This window comes from Algoriphagus sp. CAU 1675 (assembly GCF_029222925.1).
Taxonomy (GTDB): Bacteria; Bacteroidota; Bacteroidia; order Cytophagales; family Cyclobacteriaceae; genus Algoriphagus.
The window spans coordinates 640,519-657,259 of sequence record NZ_JARHUI010000001.1 but is presented as its reverse complement, the minus strand read 5'-3'; the positions used below and the strand labels follow the sequence as shown (position 1 = coordinate 657,259).

Below are 16,741 nucleotides of genomic sequence, written 5' to 3'. Positions count from 1 at the left end.
TATCTCATTAGACATAGGGAGAGGGACTGATGCAGGTCCAGCCACCGTCTACGATTAGGGTCTGCCCGGTAATATGTCTTGCCGCATCGGACAACAAAAATGCCGCCGCTTCTGCAATATCCACTGTGGATGCCGGCCTTCCCAATGGAGTCAGGTTGGACCAAGTCTTGGCATATTCCGGTTCGGAGGTGGTTCGCTCAGTCAAGGTCGCCCCCGGAGCTAAGGCATTGATCCGAATTCCGAAAGGAGCGAGCTCCAAAACCAGGTTTCTTGCCAACATTTCAATGGCCGCCTTACTCATCGCATAAGCTGCGAGATTTTCATGGCTTTGGTGTGCAGTCACAGAAGAAGTCAGCAAAATAGAACCTCCTCCCTGCTGGTTTTTCATCACCCTGGCTACCGCCTGGGACAAAAAGAAAGTCCCCAATTGGTTGACCCGGGTCACTTCCAAAAAATCCTCGCGCGTATATTCCAAAAAACTCCCGAAAAGGGTGATCCCTGCATTGGCTACCAGCTGATCTATTCGACCAGAGTTTTTCATAGCCAGGTCTACCAACTCACGGATCACTTCTTCCTCAGAAGCATCTCCGGAACATCCAACTACGGATCCTGTACCCATCCTGCTCAGAGAAGCGACGGCCTCTTCTGTCAGGCTTTTTTCCTGATCATTGAGGATTACGTGATTCCCGTTTTCAATTAATTTTCTAGCGATCTCCAAACCAATTCCCTGGCCCGCTCCAGTGACAATCGCGACTTTATGGCCTTTCATAGTAATGGTGTTTTAGTATTCAATATTTCTTTTCGGGATTCCGGTTGTACACCGAAAACCCGAAAAAGATTTTAAAATCAATGAGAATCCCTTTTCACTTCGGAACCAGAGCTTCCCTGAAGAAAATCAAAATCAACCCCTTCGTGGGCCTGATTAACCTTGTCTAGGAAAAGGTTCACATACCCCCTTTCGTAAGGAAGTTCGACCGGCTGGAACTCCGACATTCTTTTTGCAAATTCTTCCTCCGATATCAGGAGGTTTAAACTTCGATTGGGCACATCCAATTCGATCATATCCCCATTTTGCACCAATGCCAATGGCCCTCCAATGGCTGATTCGGGGGAAACGTGCAGTACTACTGTTCCAAAACCAGTTCCACTCATACGTCCGTCGGAAATGCGAACCATGTCTTTGGTTCCTTTTTCCAAAAGTTTTTTGGGAAGGCCCATATTGCCCACTTCAGGCATTCCCGGGTAGCCTTTTGGACCGACATTCTTCATGACCATCACACAAGTCTCGTCAATATCCAATTCCGGACTGTCTATCCTGGCTTTGTAATCATCTATATTTTCAAACACAACCGCACGCCCGGTATGCTTGAGCAATTGAGGACTTGCGGCAGAGGGTTTAATCACTGCTCCATTGGGACAGAGGTTTCCTTTTAGTACAGCGATTCCAGAATCCGGTTTGATTGGTGCTTCGAGAGTTCCGATCAGGTTCCGGTCATAACATTCAGCTTTGGAAATATTCTCTCCCAAAGTTTTTCCGGTAACCGTAAGTGCTTCGGTATGAAGGATTTTATCAATCTCCTTCATAACTGCAGGCAAACCACCTGCATAAAACAAATCCTCCACCCAGTGCTCCCCGGAAGGCTGCACATTGGCAATCAAGGGGACTTTGGAGGAAAACTCATCAAAATCCGTCAGGTCCAAATCCACACCGATACGTTTGGCAATTGCTGTCAGATGAAGAATGAAATTGGTGGAACCACCCAAAGCGGCATTGACCATGATGGAATTTTCAAATGCCTTTCGGGTCAGAATCTTACTCATTTTCATGTCCTCATTGACCATTTCCACTATCCTCATTCCGGCCATATGCGCCAAAACTTTCCTCCTGGAATCCGCTGCCGGAATAGTGGCATTATCAGGCAGGGCCAACCCCAATGCTTCTACCATGGCAGCCATGGTTGAGGCCGTTCCCATGGGAGCACAATGCCCAACCGAACGGGACATCGCCGCCTCCGCTTCAATAAAATCCTCTTGGGAAAGTTTTCCCATTTTATATTCCTCGGCAAATCTCCACACGTCTGAAGTGCCGATTTTCTTTCCTTTGAATCTTCCAATCAACATAGGACCGCCCGATAGAACAAGGGTCGGCAAGTCAACTGAGGCCGCTCCCATCACTAAAGAAGGGGTGGTTTTATCACAACCGCACATGAGTACGACACCGTCCATGGGATTGGCCCGGATGCTTTCTTCCACATCCATGGATGCCAGATTTCTAAACAGCATGGCCGTGGGCTTGATGGAGCATTCACCCAGAGACATCACCGGGAACTCCAAGGGGAATCCCCCCGCCTCCCAAATCCCTCTTTTAAGGGCTTGAGCCAAGTCCCGAAAATGGGCATTACAGGGAGTGAGTTCGGACCAGGTATTACAAATCCCGATCACAGGTTTGTCCCCTTCAAAAAGATGATGGGGAAACCCCTGATTTTTCATCCAGGACCGATAAATAAAACCGTCTTTTCCGGTACGTCCATACCATTCTTGGCTACGGAGCTTTTTCTTTGACATAGGTAATTTGGGTTGAGATAATTGGCTAGAAGTTACCAAAAAAATCAAAACAGAACCTGTGCGATCTGATGAATGGAGCTAAAAAGAAAAAGGTATTTCATAATAAACCCAATAGGCTGAAAAATCAGAACCGAATCACTCCTCCTCTAAAGCAATTTCGCCTTTCCGCTCCAGAAGAAAGAAAAGGCATAAAAAAAGAGGCTGGTGAAAAATCACCAGCCTCTTTTTCTTCTCATTTTTGATCCGATCAGATCCTTTCGATCTCAGCTCCCAGTGCATTGAGACGCTGGTCAATAAACTGGTATCCCCGGTCGATCTGCTCAATATTATCGATGATGGAAGTACCATTGGCTGAAAGTGCAGCGATTAGCAAGGAAACCCCGGCACGAATATCTGGTGAAGTCATTCGGATTCCACGTAGTGGATATTTCCTGTCCAAACCAATCACAGTTGCTCTATGCGGGTCACAAAGAATGATCTGCGCTCCCATATCGATCAATTTATCGACAAAGAAGAGACGGGATTCAAACATTTTCTGGTGAACCAACACCGTCCCTTTGGCCTGTGTGGCTGTAACCAATACTATACTCAGCAAATCTGGGGTAAAGCCCGGCCAAATGGCATCCGCAATGGTCAAAATCGACCCATCGATAAAGGTCTCAATCTCGTAATGCTTCTGTGATGGAATGTAGATATCATCTCCTCTGAATTCCATGTGGATACCCATCCGCTTGAAAGTGTCTGGGATGATCCCCAATCTGTGGATCTGTGCATCCTTGATGGTGATTTCGGATTGGGTCATCGCAGCCAGCCCAATGAATGAACCGATCTCAATCATATCCGGAAGCATTTTGTGCTCCGTACCGCCGAGTTTTTCCACACCTTCGATATTGAGAAGATTGGAACCTACTCCGGTGATTTTTGCCCCCATTCTATTGAGCATATCACAGAGCTGCTGCAAGTATGGCTCACAGGCGGCATTGTAAATGGTTGTTTTGCCCTCAGCTAAAACAGCAGCCATCACGATATTGGCAGTTCCTGTCACGGAAGCCTCATCCAAAAGCATATAGGCCCCCTTAAGATGTTTACCGTCAATGTGGAAGATCTCATTCTTGGAATCGTATCGGAATTTTGCCCCCAACTTCTGGAATCCGAAAAAGTGGGTATCCATACGGCGGCGACCGATTTTATCCCCTCCCGGCTTGGAAAGTTTACCCGTACCGAAACGGGCCAATAGCGGCCCCAGTATCATCACAGAACCTCTAAGGGCAGATGCCTTCTGAAGAAATTCATCTGTTTCCAGGTAATCAAGATTTACATCATCCGCCTGAAATGAATAGGATTCAGGCCCTAATTTGGTAACCTTAACACCCATATCCCCCAACAACTCGATAAGTTTGTTGACATCCCGGATATTGGGGATTTTGTGGATGGTGACCTTTTCAGGAGTTAGTAATACTGCGCAGAGAATCTGAAGCGCCTCATTTTTTGCTCCTTGGGGAATGATCTCTCCTTTCAGGTGATTTCCCCCTTTGACGCGAAAAGATGCCATTAATTTCTGCGTTTTTTGTTGTGGCCGTTGTTTCTTCTTTTGCCTTGGTGGCCTCGCTTGCCTTTTGCTCCAGACTCTTCCTGCATAGGCACTTTGAAGTCCCGACGGGTATTGGATTCAAAAAGTCCGTTTTCCTTCACCTTCTCCAGGTCGATGTGAAGCTTGCCTTTGGATAGGGTTTTGATATCATCCAGGATAATTCCGTCATCGAAATTGTCCCTGTTCCAAGTGGAATGGAAACTCCGCATAAGCTGACCTATGTAAATGATCGCTGCTTCCTGCTCTTCGTCATCCTCGATCTCAATGGCTTTTTCGATCAGTTTCTCGATGTTTCTACCATAGTGTTTGAACTTCACCTCTCCTTTAGGATAGCCAATCGGCAAAGGTTTCTTTCCAAGCAGTTCCTTTTCTGGCATAGGGTAAGGACCATCCACATCCAGTTTGAAATCTGACATGATGTAAAGATCATCCCAAATCTTTTGGTCGTTTTCCTGCTTTAGGCTAGGATTAAGTTGCTTGATGACCTCAACCACTGTATAGGCGCTTTGGGTACGCTTTTCACGATCTTCGATGCTGCAGATATGATCTACAAGCCCTTGGATATTTTTTCCGTATTCTTTCAAAATGAATTGTTTATGTCTTGTTCAATTAGCTCGCTTTGGCCTCCGCCTTTGTCTTTCTACAGGTAACAAAAAATCTACCAAAGAGTAGGGAGGCAGGTGATTAATCTATTATTCTGAGCTTCGCAAAGCTAAGTAATAATGTTTTTTCTCCAAAATGCTCAAATTGGATAGTAGCTTTCCGGTTAAGCCCCTCCACTTCAACTTTTTGCACCTTGCCATATCCAAATTTTGGATGCTCTACCAATTGTTCTGCTTTCAGGTTATTGGTATTGCTGGGCTTGAAATCAGGGCTTGGCGTATGAACCTTCATCGTAGGAGCTACACGGGTCTCAGGTTTCTTTTTGATCCCTATAAATCCAGAACTTCCAGGCAGACCTTCCGACCGAAAGGCACCCGGCATTTCCCTAGTAGCCATCCGCTTATTGACCTTGATGCAATCTGGGTTCACCTCTTCCAGAAAACGGCTTGGCTCACAGTTGAGCAGGCGACCAAAACGGTAACGGGTCAGGGCGTAGGTCAAGTAGAGTTTTTCCATAGCCCGAGTCGTGGCCACATAAAACAACCTTCTTTCCTCCTCCAAATCTTCCCGGCTTTGCATCATCATCTGAGAAGGAAACAGGTCTTCCTCCATTCCTACCACAAACACCTGCTTAAACTCGAGCCCTTTGGAAGAGTGAATGGTCATCAGGGTGATCGCGTCTGTGGTATCCTTGTCCCGGTCATTGTCGGTCAACAAGGCAATTTCCTGAAGGAATGCGCCTAAGCTTTTATCTTCATTTTCCTCATTGTCCACGTACTCTTTGATCGCATTCAGCAATTCCTGGACGTTTTCGTATCGGTTGAGTCCTTCTATAGTCTTGTCCTCATAAAGTTCCCTTAGCAATCCGCTTTGCTTGGCAATGGAACTAGCTGCTTCATAGGCATCTTTGCGTTCCACCTCGATTTGAAAGGCTTTGATCATTGTGGAAAAATCATCCACCGATGTTCCTGCCCTGCCTGAAAGAAAGCTGGGAGCATTTTGGACTACCTCCCAAAGGGGCACATCATGGTCATAGGCGGCAACCAGAATTTTTTCCACGGAAGTATCCCCTATTCCTCTTTTTGGGTAATTGATGATGCGCTTGAAGGCTTCCTCATCAATGGGATTGACCGTAAAGCGCAAATACGCCATCAAATCCTTGATTTCCTTGCGCTGATAAAAGGAAAGACCACCTACAATCTTGTAGGTCAGATTCATTTTACGTAAGGCTTCTTCTATCGCACGGGACTGGGAGTTGGTCCGGTAAAGGACAGCAAAATCACTGTTGTTGAGCTTTTTGTTGTTCTTTTCCTCAAAGATGGTTGTCGCAACAATTCTGCCTTCTTCATTGTCTGAAGTTGCTTTGATCAATTCCACCTGGTCTCCATCGGGATTGGAGGTCCAAACCAGTTTTTTCAGTTGGGCTTTGTTCTTGTCAATGATGGAATTGGCCGCCTCCACAATAGTCTTGGTAGAACGATAGTTTTGCTCCAGCTTGACCACAAACAGATCCGGGTAATCCTTTTCAAAGTTGAGAATATTCTGAATATCCGCTCCCCGGAAGGCATAGATACTCTGAGCATCATCACCTACTACGCAGATGTTTTGATGTACAGCCGCAAGTTTTTTGGTGATGAGGTACTGGGAAAGATTGGTGTCCTGAAACTCGTCCACCATCACATATTTGAAGCGCTGCTGATACTTGTTGAGCACATCCAGATGATCCCTGAAGAGCACATTGGTATTGAAGAGCAAATCGTCAAAATCCATGGCTCCGGCCTTGAAGAGCCGGTCCTGGTAGCGCTGATAGATTTCCCCCATTTTGGGTTTCATCGCCGCTTCATCGTCGGCTTTGACAAAGGGATCGTTGAGATAGGTCTGCCAGGAAATCAGGCGGTTTTTGGCCCCGGAAATCCGGGAAAGTACCACTCCGGGTTTGTAGACTTTATCATCCAGTCTCATTTCCTTGACAATGGTCCGGATCAGAGACTTGGAATCATCGGTATCGTAAATCGTAAAATTGGAGGGGTAGCCTATTTTTTCGGACTCTACCCGTAGAATTTTTGCGAAGACGGAGTGAAAAGTCCCCATCCAGGTATTACGGGCATCCAATCCCACCAGGGATTCGATCCGGTGCTTCATTTCACTGGCCGCCTTGTTGGTAAAGGTCAGGGAAAGAATCTGGAAAGGATCCACCCCTTTGGCATAAATCAGGTGAGCTATCCGGTAGGTCAGTACCCGGGTTTTGCCTGATCCTGCACCCGCGATAATCATCACCGGACCATCGGTATGCTCTACTGCTTCACGCTGAGGAGGATTGAGTTCTTTTAGGTAATCCATCTTATTTACAACTTCTTCTATACTTCAGTTAGTTCAAACCTTCCAGCGCTTGTGGCTCCAAAGGTAGAGTTCTGGCTGGTTCCGGATATTCTCTTCCAGTCTTCTGCAAAATTCATCTGTGATGCTATGCGGTGCATCTTGCTCATAAGGAGGCTCTGCCAGTTTGGAGAATTCCATGCGGTAATGCCCTCTTTTGAGCTTGGTTATTTTTCCAAAAAAAACCGGGAGGCCCATCCGCTTGGCCATAAACTCTCCCCCTTCAAAGAAATAGGCTGGCCGGTTCATGAATAAGCGCTGATAGCGCTTTTCCTTTCCCGGAGGCCGCTGATCTGCCGCCAAATGGAGAATCCTCGGTTCGGACCGCAAACTGATCATACTTTTTCGAAAATCCTTCTTTTCGGTCATCACTCCTCCAAAATGGGTGCGGATTTCCAACATCAGACGATTGAAAAAGGGATTGTTCAGTTTGAGATAAACGGTTTCTGCAGTGACCTTTGTCTGCAAAGCTACTCCCAAGATGGCCATTTCCCAGTTGAAAATATGACCGGCCATCATCAAAGCACTTTTCCCGGCCAGAACCTCCCCGTCTATGGCTTCCTGATTGACCACTTGGAATCTCTGACGAAGTTCCTTTTCCGAAATTGTCAGCATTTTGATGGTTTCGGCAAATGTGTCAGTGAAATTCCTGTAAAAACGGTTTCGGATCGTTTTTCGCTCTAGTTCATTTAGTTCTGGAAAAGCAAAACGCAGATTCTCTTCGATGACATTCTTTCTGTACCGGATCACAAACCTGGCCAAAAGATAAAGTACATCAGTAAAGAGATACAAAACCGAAAGCGGAAGACGTGAAAGCAGCCGAAAGAAAAACATACCGTAAAATCCAGGGAGTGGGGTGGCTTTCAAAGCCTTTTCTGAGGACAAAATAAAGGAAAAGAGGGGAAAAGTTCCCGTTTCCTAGTTATAAATTGACCCAATCATTACTTTTGAATCATATGTCGGAAGTTCAGCGCAGAAAATATTCTCAAGAAGAGAAAAACGCCATCTTCGATGGTGAGTTTATGCCGCACATAGACTCCATGTACAACTTTGCCTACAGGCTCACCTTCGATGAGGATGATGCCAAGGACTTGGTACAGGACACCTATCTCAAAGCTTACCGTTTTATCAATTCCTTTGAAAAAGGAACCAATGCCAAAGCATGGCTGTTTCGAATCCTCAAAAACAGCTTTATCAATGAGTACCGTAAGAAAAGTAAGCAGCCTGCTAAAGTAGATTATCAGGAAGTTGAAACTTATTACAACTCAGATGATGTTGATTTCCAGGGAACCACTGATCTCCGGGCAGAATCTGTCAAGGACATGTTGGGGGATGAGATTTCCAATGCTCTGAACAGTCTGGCTGTGGACTTTAGGACGGTGATCATTCTGTGTGATCTGGAGGGCTTTACCTATGAGGAGATGGCCAAAATTCTCGATATTCCTATCGGGACTGTTCGGTCCAGGCTTCACAGAGCCCGCAATTTGTTGAAAGATAAACTAAAAGGATATGCCCAGCATATGGGCTACAATACGGACGAGGAGGAATAATAAATACGATTACATATGGATATGAAGGAAGATTCATCCGGACAGCGGAAAATGCAGTGCAGTGATGTCAGCAGGTGCTTTCAGCTACTGGAAAGTATTTTGGACGGAGAAATGGGAGATGGCGGAAAGGACATTCTTCAGGAAAAGCTGGACAAATGCCAACCCTGCTTTGAGCACTTTCACCTGGAGCAGGCCATCCGGGAAGTACTCAAAACCAAATGCACCAAGCAGTCTGTGCCCGTAGAACTGGCGCAGTCCATCCGCGAAAAAATTCAGGACATCAAGTAAGCAAAATGACGCAAGGCAAAGCCATCATTTTTTCCGCTCCTTCAGGATCCGGAAAAACCTCTTTGGTCAAACACCTCATCCAACACGTCCCCAATCTGGGTTTTTCCATATCCGCCTGTACCCGGGACAAAAGAGGAAGACATGAGGAGCATGGCAAAGATTACTACTTCCTGACCCAGGAAGATTTCAAGAAAAAAATTGACGAGGACGCCTTTATCGAGTGGGAAGAAGTATACGAAGGCAATTTTTATGGCACCCTAAAAGAGGAAATCCAGCGTATCTGGGATTCCGGAAAAGCCGTGATTTTTGACGTAGATGTCAAAGGAGGTCTGGCACTCAAAAAATATTTCGGGGATCAGGCATTGGCGATTTTTGTGAAAGTCCCCTCTATGGATGTCCTCAAAACCCGCCTCAACGACCGGGGTACGGAATCCGAAGAATCCCTTTCCAGAAGAGTATTCAAGGCAGAATTTGAAATGAAGTTTGAACCCCAGTTTGACGTGACCGTGGTCAATGATGACTTTGAAAAATCATCAGCCGAAGCCGAAAAACTGGTCAAGGACTTCCTAGCTTCCTAATCCATTGAAAATCGGACTTTTTTTCGGCAGCTTCAATCCTATCCATATCGGGCATTTAATCATTGCCAATACGATTTACGATCGCACTGATCTGAATGAAGTTTGGTTTGTGGTCAGCCCTCAGAATCCCTTTAAAAAGCGGAAGTCCCTTATCCACGAGCACGACCGACTTCGTATGGTGGAGTTGGCAATAGAAGATAATTATCATTTTCGGGCCAGTGACGTGGAGTTTCACATGCCCCGCCCCAGCTATACCATCGACACGCTGACCTACCTGAGTGAACAACACCCCCAGCACCAGTTTTGCCTGTTTTTGGGCTCGGACAATCTCAGTCAGTTCAAGAAATGGAAAAACTACGAACAGATTCTGGAGCATTATGAAATCTATGTATATCCCCGACCCGGAGAAAAACAGGAATTTGACCATCCTGCTGTGCATTGGGTAAATGCCCCCCTACTGGATGTTTCGGCGACTTTTATCCGCGAATCAGTTCAAAAAGGCTATTCCGTCAAATACCTGCTCCCCCAGAAAGTAGAAGAGTATATCCGGGACAAAAAGCTGTATTTGTAAGTCGCCTCACTTTTTCAAATAGCATAATACATGGACAGACTCAATTGAGCCTGATATTTTTGCATCCTATCCCCTTTTTTACTTTCTTGACTACTGACCCTGTAGCCTCACTTTTTTAATCCAAACCTATATGCTATGCTGAAACATACCTATGACTCCGGACTCATCGGCAACTGTGCCTACATCGCCCATGTAGAAAAGGACACCAATATCTCCTGGCTCTGTTTCCCAAGATTTGATTCTGACTTTATCTTCGGAGGCATGCTCGATCGGGAAAAGGGCGGGGAATTCACCATTCTTCCCCATGCGGATACTTTCGAGACCTACCAGTCCTATGTGGAAAACACCAACATTCTCCAGACCAAGATAAGCACTGGAGAAGAGGCTTATCTGGTTACGGACTTTGCCCCGAGGTTCAAAAATTACGATCGCTATTACAAACCCCTGATGCTCATCCGTAAGATCGAGCCCCTGGCAGGATCCCCACGGATCAAAATCAAATGCCAACCGGTCACCGAGCGGGGACAGGTTCAGCTCAGCCCCAGCCAAGGCAGCAACCATATCCGCTTCATGGGAATAGACCATGAAATCCGTCTGACCACCAATGCCCCACTCAGCTACATCTGTGAAGGGAAATCTTTTGTGCTGCAAAGACCGGTTTACCTGGTACTGACCTATGGGAGACCTTTGGAAGCCCCCATAGAATCTACCTGTGAGCGCTTTCTCAAATCCACGACAGATTATTGGCAATCCTGGGTCAAATCCACAAGCATTTCCAACTTTCACCAAAAGCTGGTATTGCGATCTGCCCTAATCCTAAAAATCCACCAATTTGAAGACACCGGAGCCATCATTGCTGCATCCACTACTTCTCTTCCGGAATCCCCAGGCTCTACCCGCAACTGGGACTACCGCTATTGCTGGATCCGGGACAGTTACTATACCCTGACAGCATTCAACAGCATCGGGCACTTTGAGGAACTGGAAAAATACTTCGAATACATCCAAAATCTGCCTACAGGCCCGGGGGGGAGGTATCAACCCCTGTACTCTATCACTGGAAATTCCCTGCTCACCGAGGAGATCAGCGAACTGGCAGGCTATCTTGGAAACAAACCGGTCCGATTTGGAAACCAAGCCTATACCCATATCCAAAATGATCTATATGGTCAGGTACTGGTCTCCCTCTTGCCCCTATATTCAGACCAGCGATTTACAGAATCCGAGCGAAGCTATTCCGCACCCATGATCATGAATCTCCTGGACAAAATAGAGGCCACCATGGATGAAAAAGATGCAGGACTTTGGGAGTTCAGAAACCTGGCCCAGGAGCATTGCTATACCTTTTTGTTTCATTGGGCGGGAGCCTGTGCTGCTGCCAAAATCGGCAAAAGACTCAATAACGACACCATGTACCAAAAGGCCATATACCTCCGGGATCAGGCCGCAAAAAAAATCGAAGCCTGCTACCTTCCGGACCGCAAGGCCTATGCACAGGCCATTGGAGCCAAGCACATGGATGCCTCCACTCTCCAGTTGATCACCATGGGGTATTTCGGAGATGATCTGGAGCGGGCCAACAACCACCTGAAGGAGTTGGAAAAGGAATTGCTGGCCAAAGACTATCTCTTTTACCGCTACAAACATATGGATGATTTTGGGGTGCCGGAGACTACTTTCCTGATCTGCGCTTTCTGGTATATTGAAGCCCTTGCCTGCGTCAACCGACTGGAAGAGGCTGTGGAAGGTTTTGAAACCCTTTCCAAATACTGCAACCACCTGAGTCTATTCTCTGAGGATGTGGATCAGCATACAGGAAGTCAATGGGGGAATTTCCCGCAGGCTTATTCCCATGTAGGATTGATGAACGCGGCCTTTAGAATTGGAAAAAAACTGGATAGACCTAATTTTCTTTAAGCTGAATTTCAGGAATTACAGCAACAAATACCGGACTGGGCACATCTTTATCCACTCCCATAATCCAACTGGGTTTTGTATACTCCTATAATTAGTTTTGGCTTACTAAAAATCCCATGCCATGCGTGTTCAGCGATTGCTTGTTCCGGTCCTGTTACTGACCCAAACCCTTCTGTTTTCTTGCACCAGAGACAGCTACTTTCTCAATAACAAAGCCCATGAAAAACAGGTAAAAGATAGAATCCAATCCCTTCTGGAAATCCCCAGCACAAAACAGTCAAATACCGATAGCCTGACTATCAATGACCAATGGATTGGGACGACGAATTTCAGTATACGGAGACCCAATTTCGTGGTCATTCACCATACGGCACAGGAATCCCTGGACCAAACCATCACGACTTTTACACTCACCCGAACCCAGGTAAGTTCCCACTATGTGATCGGAAGGGACGGAACCATCGTGCAGATGCTCAACGATTACCTGCGATCCTGGCATGCCGGCCGGGGAAAATGGGGAAATGACACCGATCTGAACTCATCTTCCATAGGGATAGAACTGGACAACAATGGCTCGGAATATTTCAGCGAACAGCAAATTGAAAGTTTGCTGCTGCTATTGGGGCGCCTAAAAGAAAAGTACAACATCCCTACTGCGAATTTCATAGGGCATTCGGATTTGGCTCCCGGCAGGAAAGTTGACCCCAACGTATATTTCCCCTGGAAACGACTGGCGGATGCGGGGTTTGGTTTTTGGTATGATGAGGAACTTATGAGTCCAGGCTTTGAGCAGTCAAAACATCCCCTGCCTGAAAATTTCAACGCCATGGATGCACTCCGGATCATCGGATATGACATCAGTGATCCTGAAGCAGCCATACTTTCCTTTAAACTCCACTTTATCAAACGGGATGTGGACAAAGACCTTTCCTATTTGGACCAGCTGATCTTGTACAACCTGTATAAAAAATACCTCTGAGATAGACTCCCAGAGGTATTTTACAGGCTTTATTAAAAATCAGAAACCCCTTATTGGATCAACTTAGCCAATAAGTTTCTTACCTGGCGGAAAGATTTGATATTGTAATTGGCCTGGGTGTAGGCATAACCTACCCGGATGGAATAGGCATTTTTTGGCATAGCCTTAAAGGTATCCTCATCTGTCCAATCGTCTCCAATGGCAAGTACAAAGTCATATTCATGACCTTTCATGAGGGAAGTTGCCGCTCGGCCTTTGTTGATATCCGGACGCTTGATTTCCAATACCATATTTCCTTCCAATACCTGGAGATTATGTCCTCTTGCCATATACTTCAGGTGGCTGAAAAGCTCTCGCATTCTGAGATCACCGAGTCCGCTTTCCACTTTGCGGTAATGCCAAACCAAGGAATGGTGTTTCTCCTCTATAAAGGCCCCGGGCGTTCTCAACACATAATATTCCATGACTTTTCTGATGTCCTCTTTCCAACTTGCATCCACATCGGCATACAGTTCCCACTCAGCTTTGCTCTCTTTATGCTTCACCCATACACCATGCTCAGCAATCATATCTATAGACATTCCCTTAAACCATTTCCCCAAGGTGTCCTTATCCCTTCCTGAGATGATCACCACCTGCGCTTTGGTACTGAGTCCTTTGATCAAGGCCCTCAATTCAGAATCCGGTGAAGCATCCTGTGGGTTTGCCGTAAATCCGGTAAGAGTTCCGTCATAATCCAGAAATAATACCGGACTGACAGAGGATTTGAATTTGCTCTGGATTTCGGTGATGACTTTGGCATCCACATCTTTGGAAGTGAGTTCGGCCTGTTTGCCCTTCACATGCTCCACCCGATCCATGAAGACCTTCACCCACTGAAATACATCGTATTTTTGCAAGGTTTCCTGCATGGAAACAACACGGGCTTTTTGCTCGGCAAGCTTCATGGTCAGGGCTTGGTATATCGCATCCACTACTCCCCGTTGATCATTGGGGTTTACGAGGATAGCATCCTGTAACTCTTTAGATGCTCCGGCCATTTCAGAAAGAATCAAAACTCCCGTCTGGTCAGTTCGACTGGCCACATATTCCTTACACACCAAATTCATCCCATCCCGAAGTGGGGTGACCAAGGCGATATCGGATAAATTGTAGAAAGCACTGAGTTCTTCGAAAGGGAAACTCCTATAAAAATAATGAACGGGAACCCAATTCAGGGTAGAGTAATCGGAGTTGATTCTCCCTACCAGCAGGTCAATTTCCTCCTTGAGTTCCTTATAGGATTGCACCTTGTCACGACTGGGAACTACAATCATGATCATGGACACTTTGCCATGAAGTTCTTTATGGTCTAGCAAAAGCTGATTGAAAGCATGCAAGCGCTGAGGGATTCCTTTGGAATAATCCAATCGGTCAATGGTGAGAATCAGTTTTTGGTCTCCGACTTGATTTCTGAAATCCCGGACGATGTTTTGGGTCTTTTTACTTTTCGCCTGCTTCGCAAATTTGTCATAATCAATCCCCATAGGGAATGAATCCACATTGATGATGCGGTTTTCGGCCTGTATATATCCACTCTCAGAGGAAAGTCCGGTGATCCTACTTACCGCACTCAGGAAGTGGCGCATGTCATCGTAGGTATGAAATCCGATCAAATCCGCCCCACAAACTCCTTCCAAAAGTTCTTTTCTCCAGGGGATCATCCGGATGATCTCATAAGAAGGAAATGGGATATGCTGAAAAAACGCAATCGTAGCATTTGGGAGTACTTCCCGCAGCATCTGAGGCAATAGGAGCAACTGATAATCATGAACCCAAATGGTGTCATCCGGATCAGCCTTTTTCAAAATGGCCTCACAAAATTTCTGATTTACCCGAACATAAGCCTCCCAGTGTTCAGGATTATAGACCATGTATTGGGTAAAATAATGAAATGCCGGCCAGAGGGTTTCATTGCTGAAACCTTCATAAAACTGCTCCACATCTTCCCTCGAAAGGAAAACTGGTGCCATCTTGAGTTCATGGAGTTCCAGGATGATTTCTGCCCGCTGCTCGGGATCATCCACGGTATTTCCCGGCCAACCTATCCAGATATTGTCCCCGGTCTTGTAGATAGATCCTAAACCTGTCGCCAAACCTCCGGCAGAAGGTTTGAACTCAAACCGCCCGTTGCGGTGACGCAGGCTGATGGGAAGCCGATTGGAAACGATGATTGTTTTTGCCATGGTATGAAGTTTAAAAACATGATAAGGGCCAAGCCCTCAACAAAAAGGTGATATGCTTAAATATAAATAAATCATGGTAAAATCCCGGGAAACAAACTGGTTTATTCCCCACCAACAGCAACAAAAAAGCCCCGGAAAATCCGGGGCTTGAAATCTTTAAAGACCAAAGGTTGATTTGATCTTATCTACATAGTCGAGTTTTTCCCAAGTGAAAAGCTCAACCTCCATCTTAATCTCATCTCTGTATGGAGAATAGAAGGTCTTGGTCACCACCTCATTTTTTCTACCCATATGGCCATAGGCTGCGGTTTCCTCATAGATTGGGTTTCTCAGCTTCAATCTCTGCTCAATGGCGTAAGGACTCATGTCAAATAGCTGCTCCACTTTCTTGGCGATCTCCCCGTCTGACATCCCAACTTTGGAGGTCCCATAGGTATTGACATAAATACCCATAGGCTTGGCAACTCCGATTGCGTAGGAAACCTGAACCAACATTTCATCAGCTACCCCGGCTGCCACCATGTTTTTGGCGATGTGACGGGTGGCATAGGCTGCAGACCGGTCCACCTTGGAAGGATCTTTTCCTGAGAAAGCTCCCCCACCATGGGCTCCTTTACCTCCATAGGTATCCACGATGATTTTTCTTCCTGTCAGACCTGTATCCCCGTGTGGCCCTCCGATGACAAACTTCCCGGTAGGGTTGATATGATAAGTAATCTGATCGGTAAAAAGCCCGTGCAGGGATGGATCCAGTTTGGCCTTTACTCGGGGAATTAGAATGGAAATGATGTCATATTTGATTTTGGCAAGCATAGCTGCTTCCGAGTCAAACTCATCATGCTGTGTAGAAACTACGATGGCATCAATTCGCTGAGGCACATTTTCATCACTATATTCTATGGTCACCTGTGCCTTTGAATCCGGACGCAGGTAGGTAATTTCCTTGTTTTCCCTTCTCAATTCTGCCAATTCCTTAAGAATCAAATGGGAAAGATACAAGGGAAGAGGCATGTAGTTTTCGGTCTCGTTGGTAGCATACCCAAACATCATCCCCTGATCACCAGCACCCTGATCTTCCGGGTTTTGGCGCTCCACTCCCTGGTTGATATCCGCTGACTGTTCGTGGATGGCAGATAAAACCCCACAGGAATCCCCCTCAAACATGTACTCACTCTTGGTATAACCGATCCTGTTGATCACGTCCCTTGCGATCTTCTGTACATCCAGGTAGATTTCCGACTTCACCTCTCCTGCCAAGATTACCTGTCCGGTGGTCACCAGCGTTTCACAAGCAACTTTGGAGTTGGGATCAAAGGCCAAAAAGTTGTCAATCAGTGCGTCAGAAATCTGGTCAGCAATCTTGTCCGGATGCCCCTCAGAAACTGATTCTGAGGTAAATAAATATGCCATAAACGTTTGTTGTAATGCGTTCTTCTAAGAAAGCCCAAAAATAGGGGATGCCGGGGAAATAAAAAAAGGGATTAGGATATGAGGGAAG

At 46.2% G+C, this 16,741-nt stretch carries 13 protein-coding genes and 1 pseudogene; 6 read left to right on the top strand and 8 right to left on the bottom strand.

Annotation, left to right across the window (positions count from 1 at the left end):
- Positions 1–7: 7 nt before the first annotated feature.
- The 6 genes and pseudogenes from P2G54_RS02860 to P2G54_RS02835 form a co-directional block, all read right to left on the bottom strand.
- Positions 8–769: an SDR family oxidoreductase gene (locus P2G54_RS02860; protein ID WP_275867984.1), complete on the bottom strand. Its 762-nt coding sequence runs from the start codon at positions 767–769 to the stop codon at positions 8–10.
- A gap of 77 nt (positions 770–846) precedes the next feature.
- Complete coding sequence (locus P2G54_RS02855; RefSeq protein WP_275867982.1) at positions 847–2,565, bottom strand: IlvD/Edd family dehydratase; 1,719 nt, start codon at positions 2,563–2,565, stop codon at positions 847–849.
- A 247-nt stretch (positions 2,566–2,812) separates the two neighbouring features.
- Positions 2,813–4,117 (bottom strand): UDP-N-acetylglucosamine 1-carboxyvinyltransferase, encoded by a 1,305-nt coding sequence (gene murA, locus P2G54_RS02850; RefSeq protein ID WP_275867981.1) that lies wholly within the window; start codon positions 4,115–4,117, stop codon positions 2,813–2,815.
- Positions 4,117–4,752, bottom strand: a pseudogene (locus P2G54_RS02845) (DUF4290 domain-containing protein); the annotation flags it as partial. The pseudogene P2G54_RS02845 and the gene murA, both read right to left, overlap by 1 nt.
- A gap of 88 nt (positions 4,753–4,840) precedes the next feature.
- A complete protein-coding gene (locus P2G54_RS02840) occupies positions 4,841–7,099 on the bottom strand; it encodes a UvrD-helicase domain-containing protein (RefSeq protein ID WP_275867978.1) in 2,259 nt (752 codons plus the stop codon).
- Between the two features lie 33 nt (positions 7,100–7,132).
- The gene (locus tag P2G54_RS02835; protein ID WP_275867976.1) at positions 7,133–7,969 is read right to left on the bottom strand and encodes a lysophospholipid acyltransferase family protein; all 837 of its coding nucleotides are present in this window, start codon (positions 7,967–7,969) and stop codon (positions 7,133–7,135) included.
- Between the two features lie 122 nt (positions 7,970–8,091).
- On the opposite strand from P2G54_RS02835, the gene P2G54_RS02830 reads away from it, so the two are divergent.
- The 6 genes from P2G54_RS02830 to P2G54_RS02805 all read left to right on the top strand — a co-directional run bounded on the left by P2G54_RS02830 (position 8,092) and on the right by P2G54_RS02805 (position 13,018).
- Positions 8,092–8,685, top strand: coding sequence for a sigma-70 family RNA polymerase sigma factor (locus P2G54_RS02830; protein WP_275868439.1), 594 nt, complete (start codon positions 8,092–8,094; stop codon positions 8,683–8,685).
- A gap of 15 nt (positions 8,686–8,700) precedes the next feature.
- Positions 8,701–8,973, top strand: coding sequence for an anti-sigma factor (locus tag P2G54_RS02825; RefSeq protein WP_275867975.1), 273 nt, complete (start codon positions 8,701–8,703; stop codon positions 8,971–8,973).
- Positions 8,974–8,978: 5 nt separating this feature from the next.
- Positions 8,979–9,551 carry a guanylate kinase gene (gmk, locus tag P2G54_RS02820; protein WP_275867973.1) on the top strand — a complete coding sequence of 191 codons (573 nt, stop codon included), beginning with the start codon at positions 8,979–8,981 and terminating at the stop codon, positions 9,549–9,551.
- A gap of 4 nt (positions 9,552–9,555) precedes the next feature.
- The gene (gene nadD, locus P2G54_RS02815) at positions 9,556–10,122 is read left to right on the top strand and encodes a nicotinate (nicotinamide) nucleotide adenylyltransferase (RefSeq protein WP_275867971.1); all 567 of its coding nucleotides are present in this window, start codon (positions 9,556–9,558) and stop codon (positions 10,120–10,122) included.
- Positions 10,123–10,257: 135 nt separating this feature from the next.
- Positions 10,258–12,039: a glycoside hydrolase family 15 protein gene (locus P2G54_RS02810; protein ID WP_275867969.1), complete on the top strand. Its 1,782-nt coding sequence runs from the start codon at positions 10,258–10,260 to the stop codon at positions 12,037–12,039.
- Positions 12,040–12,160: 121 nt separating this feature from the next.
- A complete protein-coding gene (locus P2G54_RS02805) occupies positions 12,161–13,018 on the top strand; it encodes an N-acetylmuramoyl-L-alanine amidase (protein ID WP_275867967.1) in 858 nt (285 codons plus the stop codon).
- 50 nt (positions 13,019–13,068) lie between these two features.
- Here the strand turns inward: P2G54_RS02805 and P2G54_RS02800 are convergent, their stop codons facing one another.
- Positions 13,069–15,243, bottom strand: coding sequence for a bifunctional alpha,alpha-trehalose-phosphate synthase (UDP-forming)/trehalose-phosphatase (locus P2G54_RS02800; protein ID WP_275867966.1), 2,175 nt, complete (start codon positions 15,241–15,243; stop codon positions 13,069–13,071).
- Between the two features lie 156 nt (positions 15,244–15,399).
- Entirely contained in the window at positions 15,400–16,653 is a 1,254-nt protein-coding gene (gene metK / locus P2G54_RS02795; RefSeq protein WP_275867964.1) for a methionine adenosyltransferase, read from the bottom strand.
- Between the last annotated feature and the right edge of the window lie 88 nt (positions 16,654–16,741).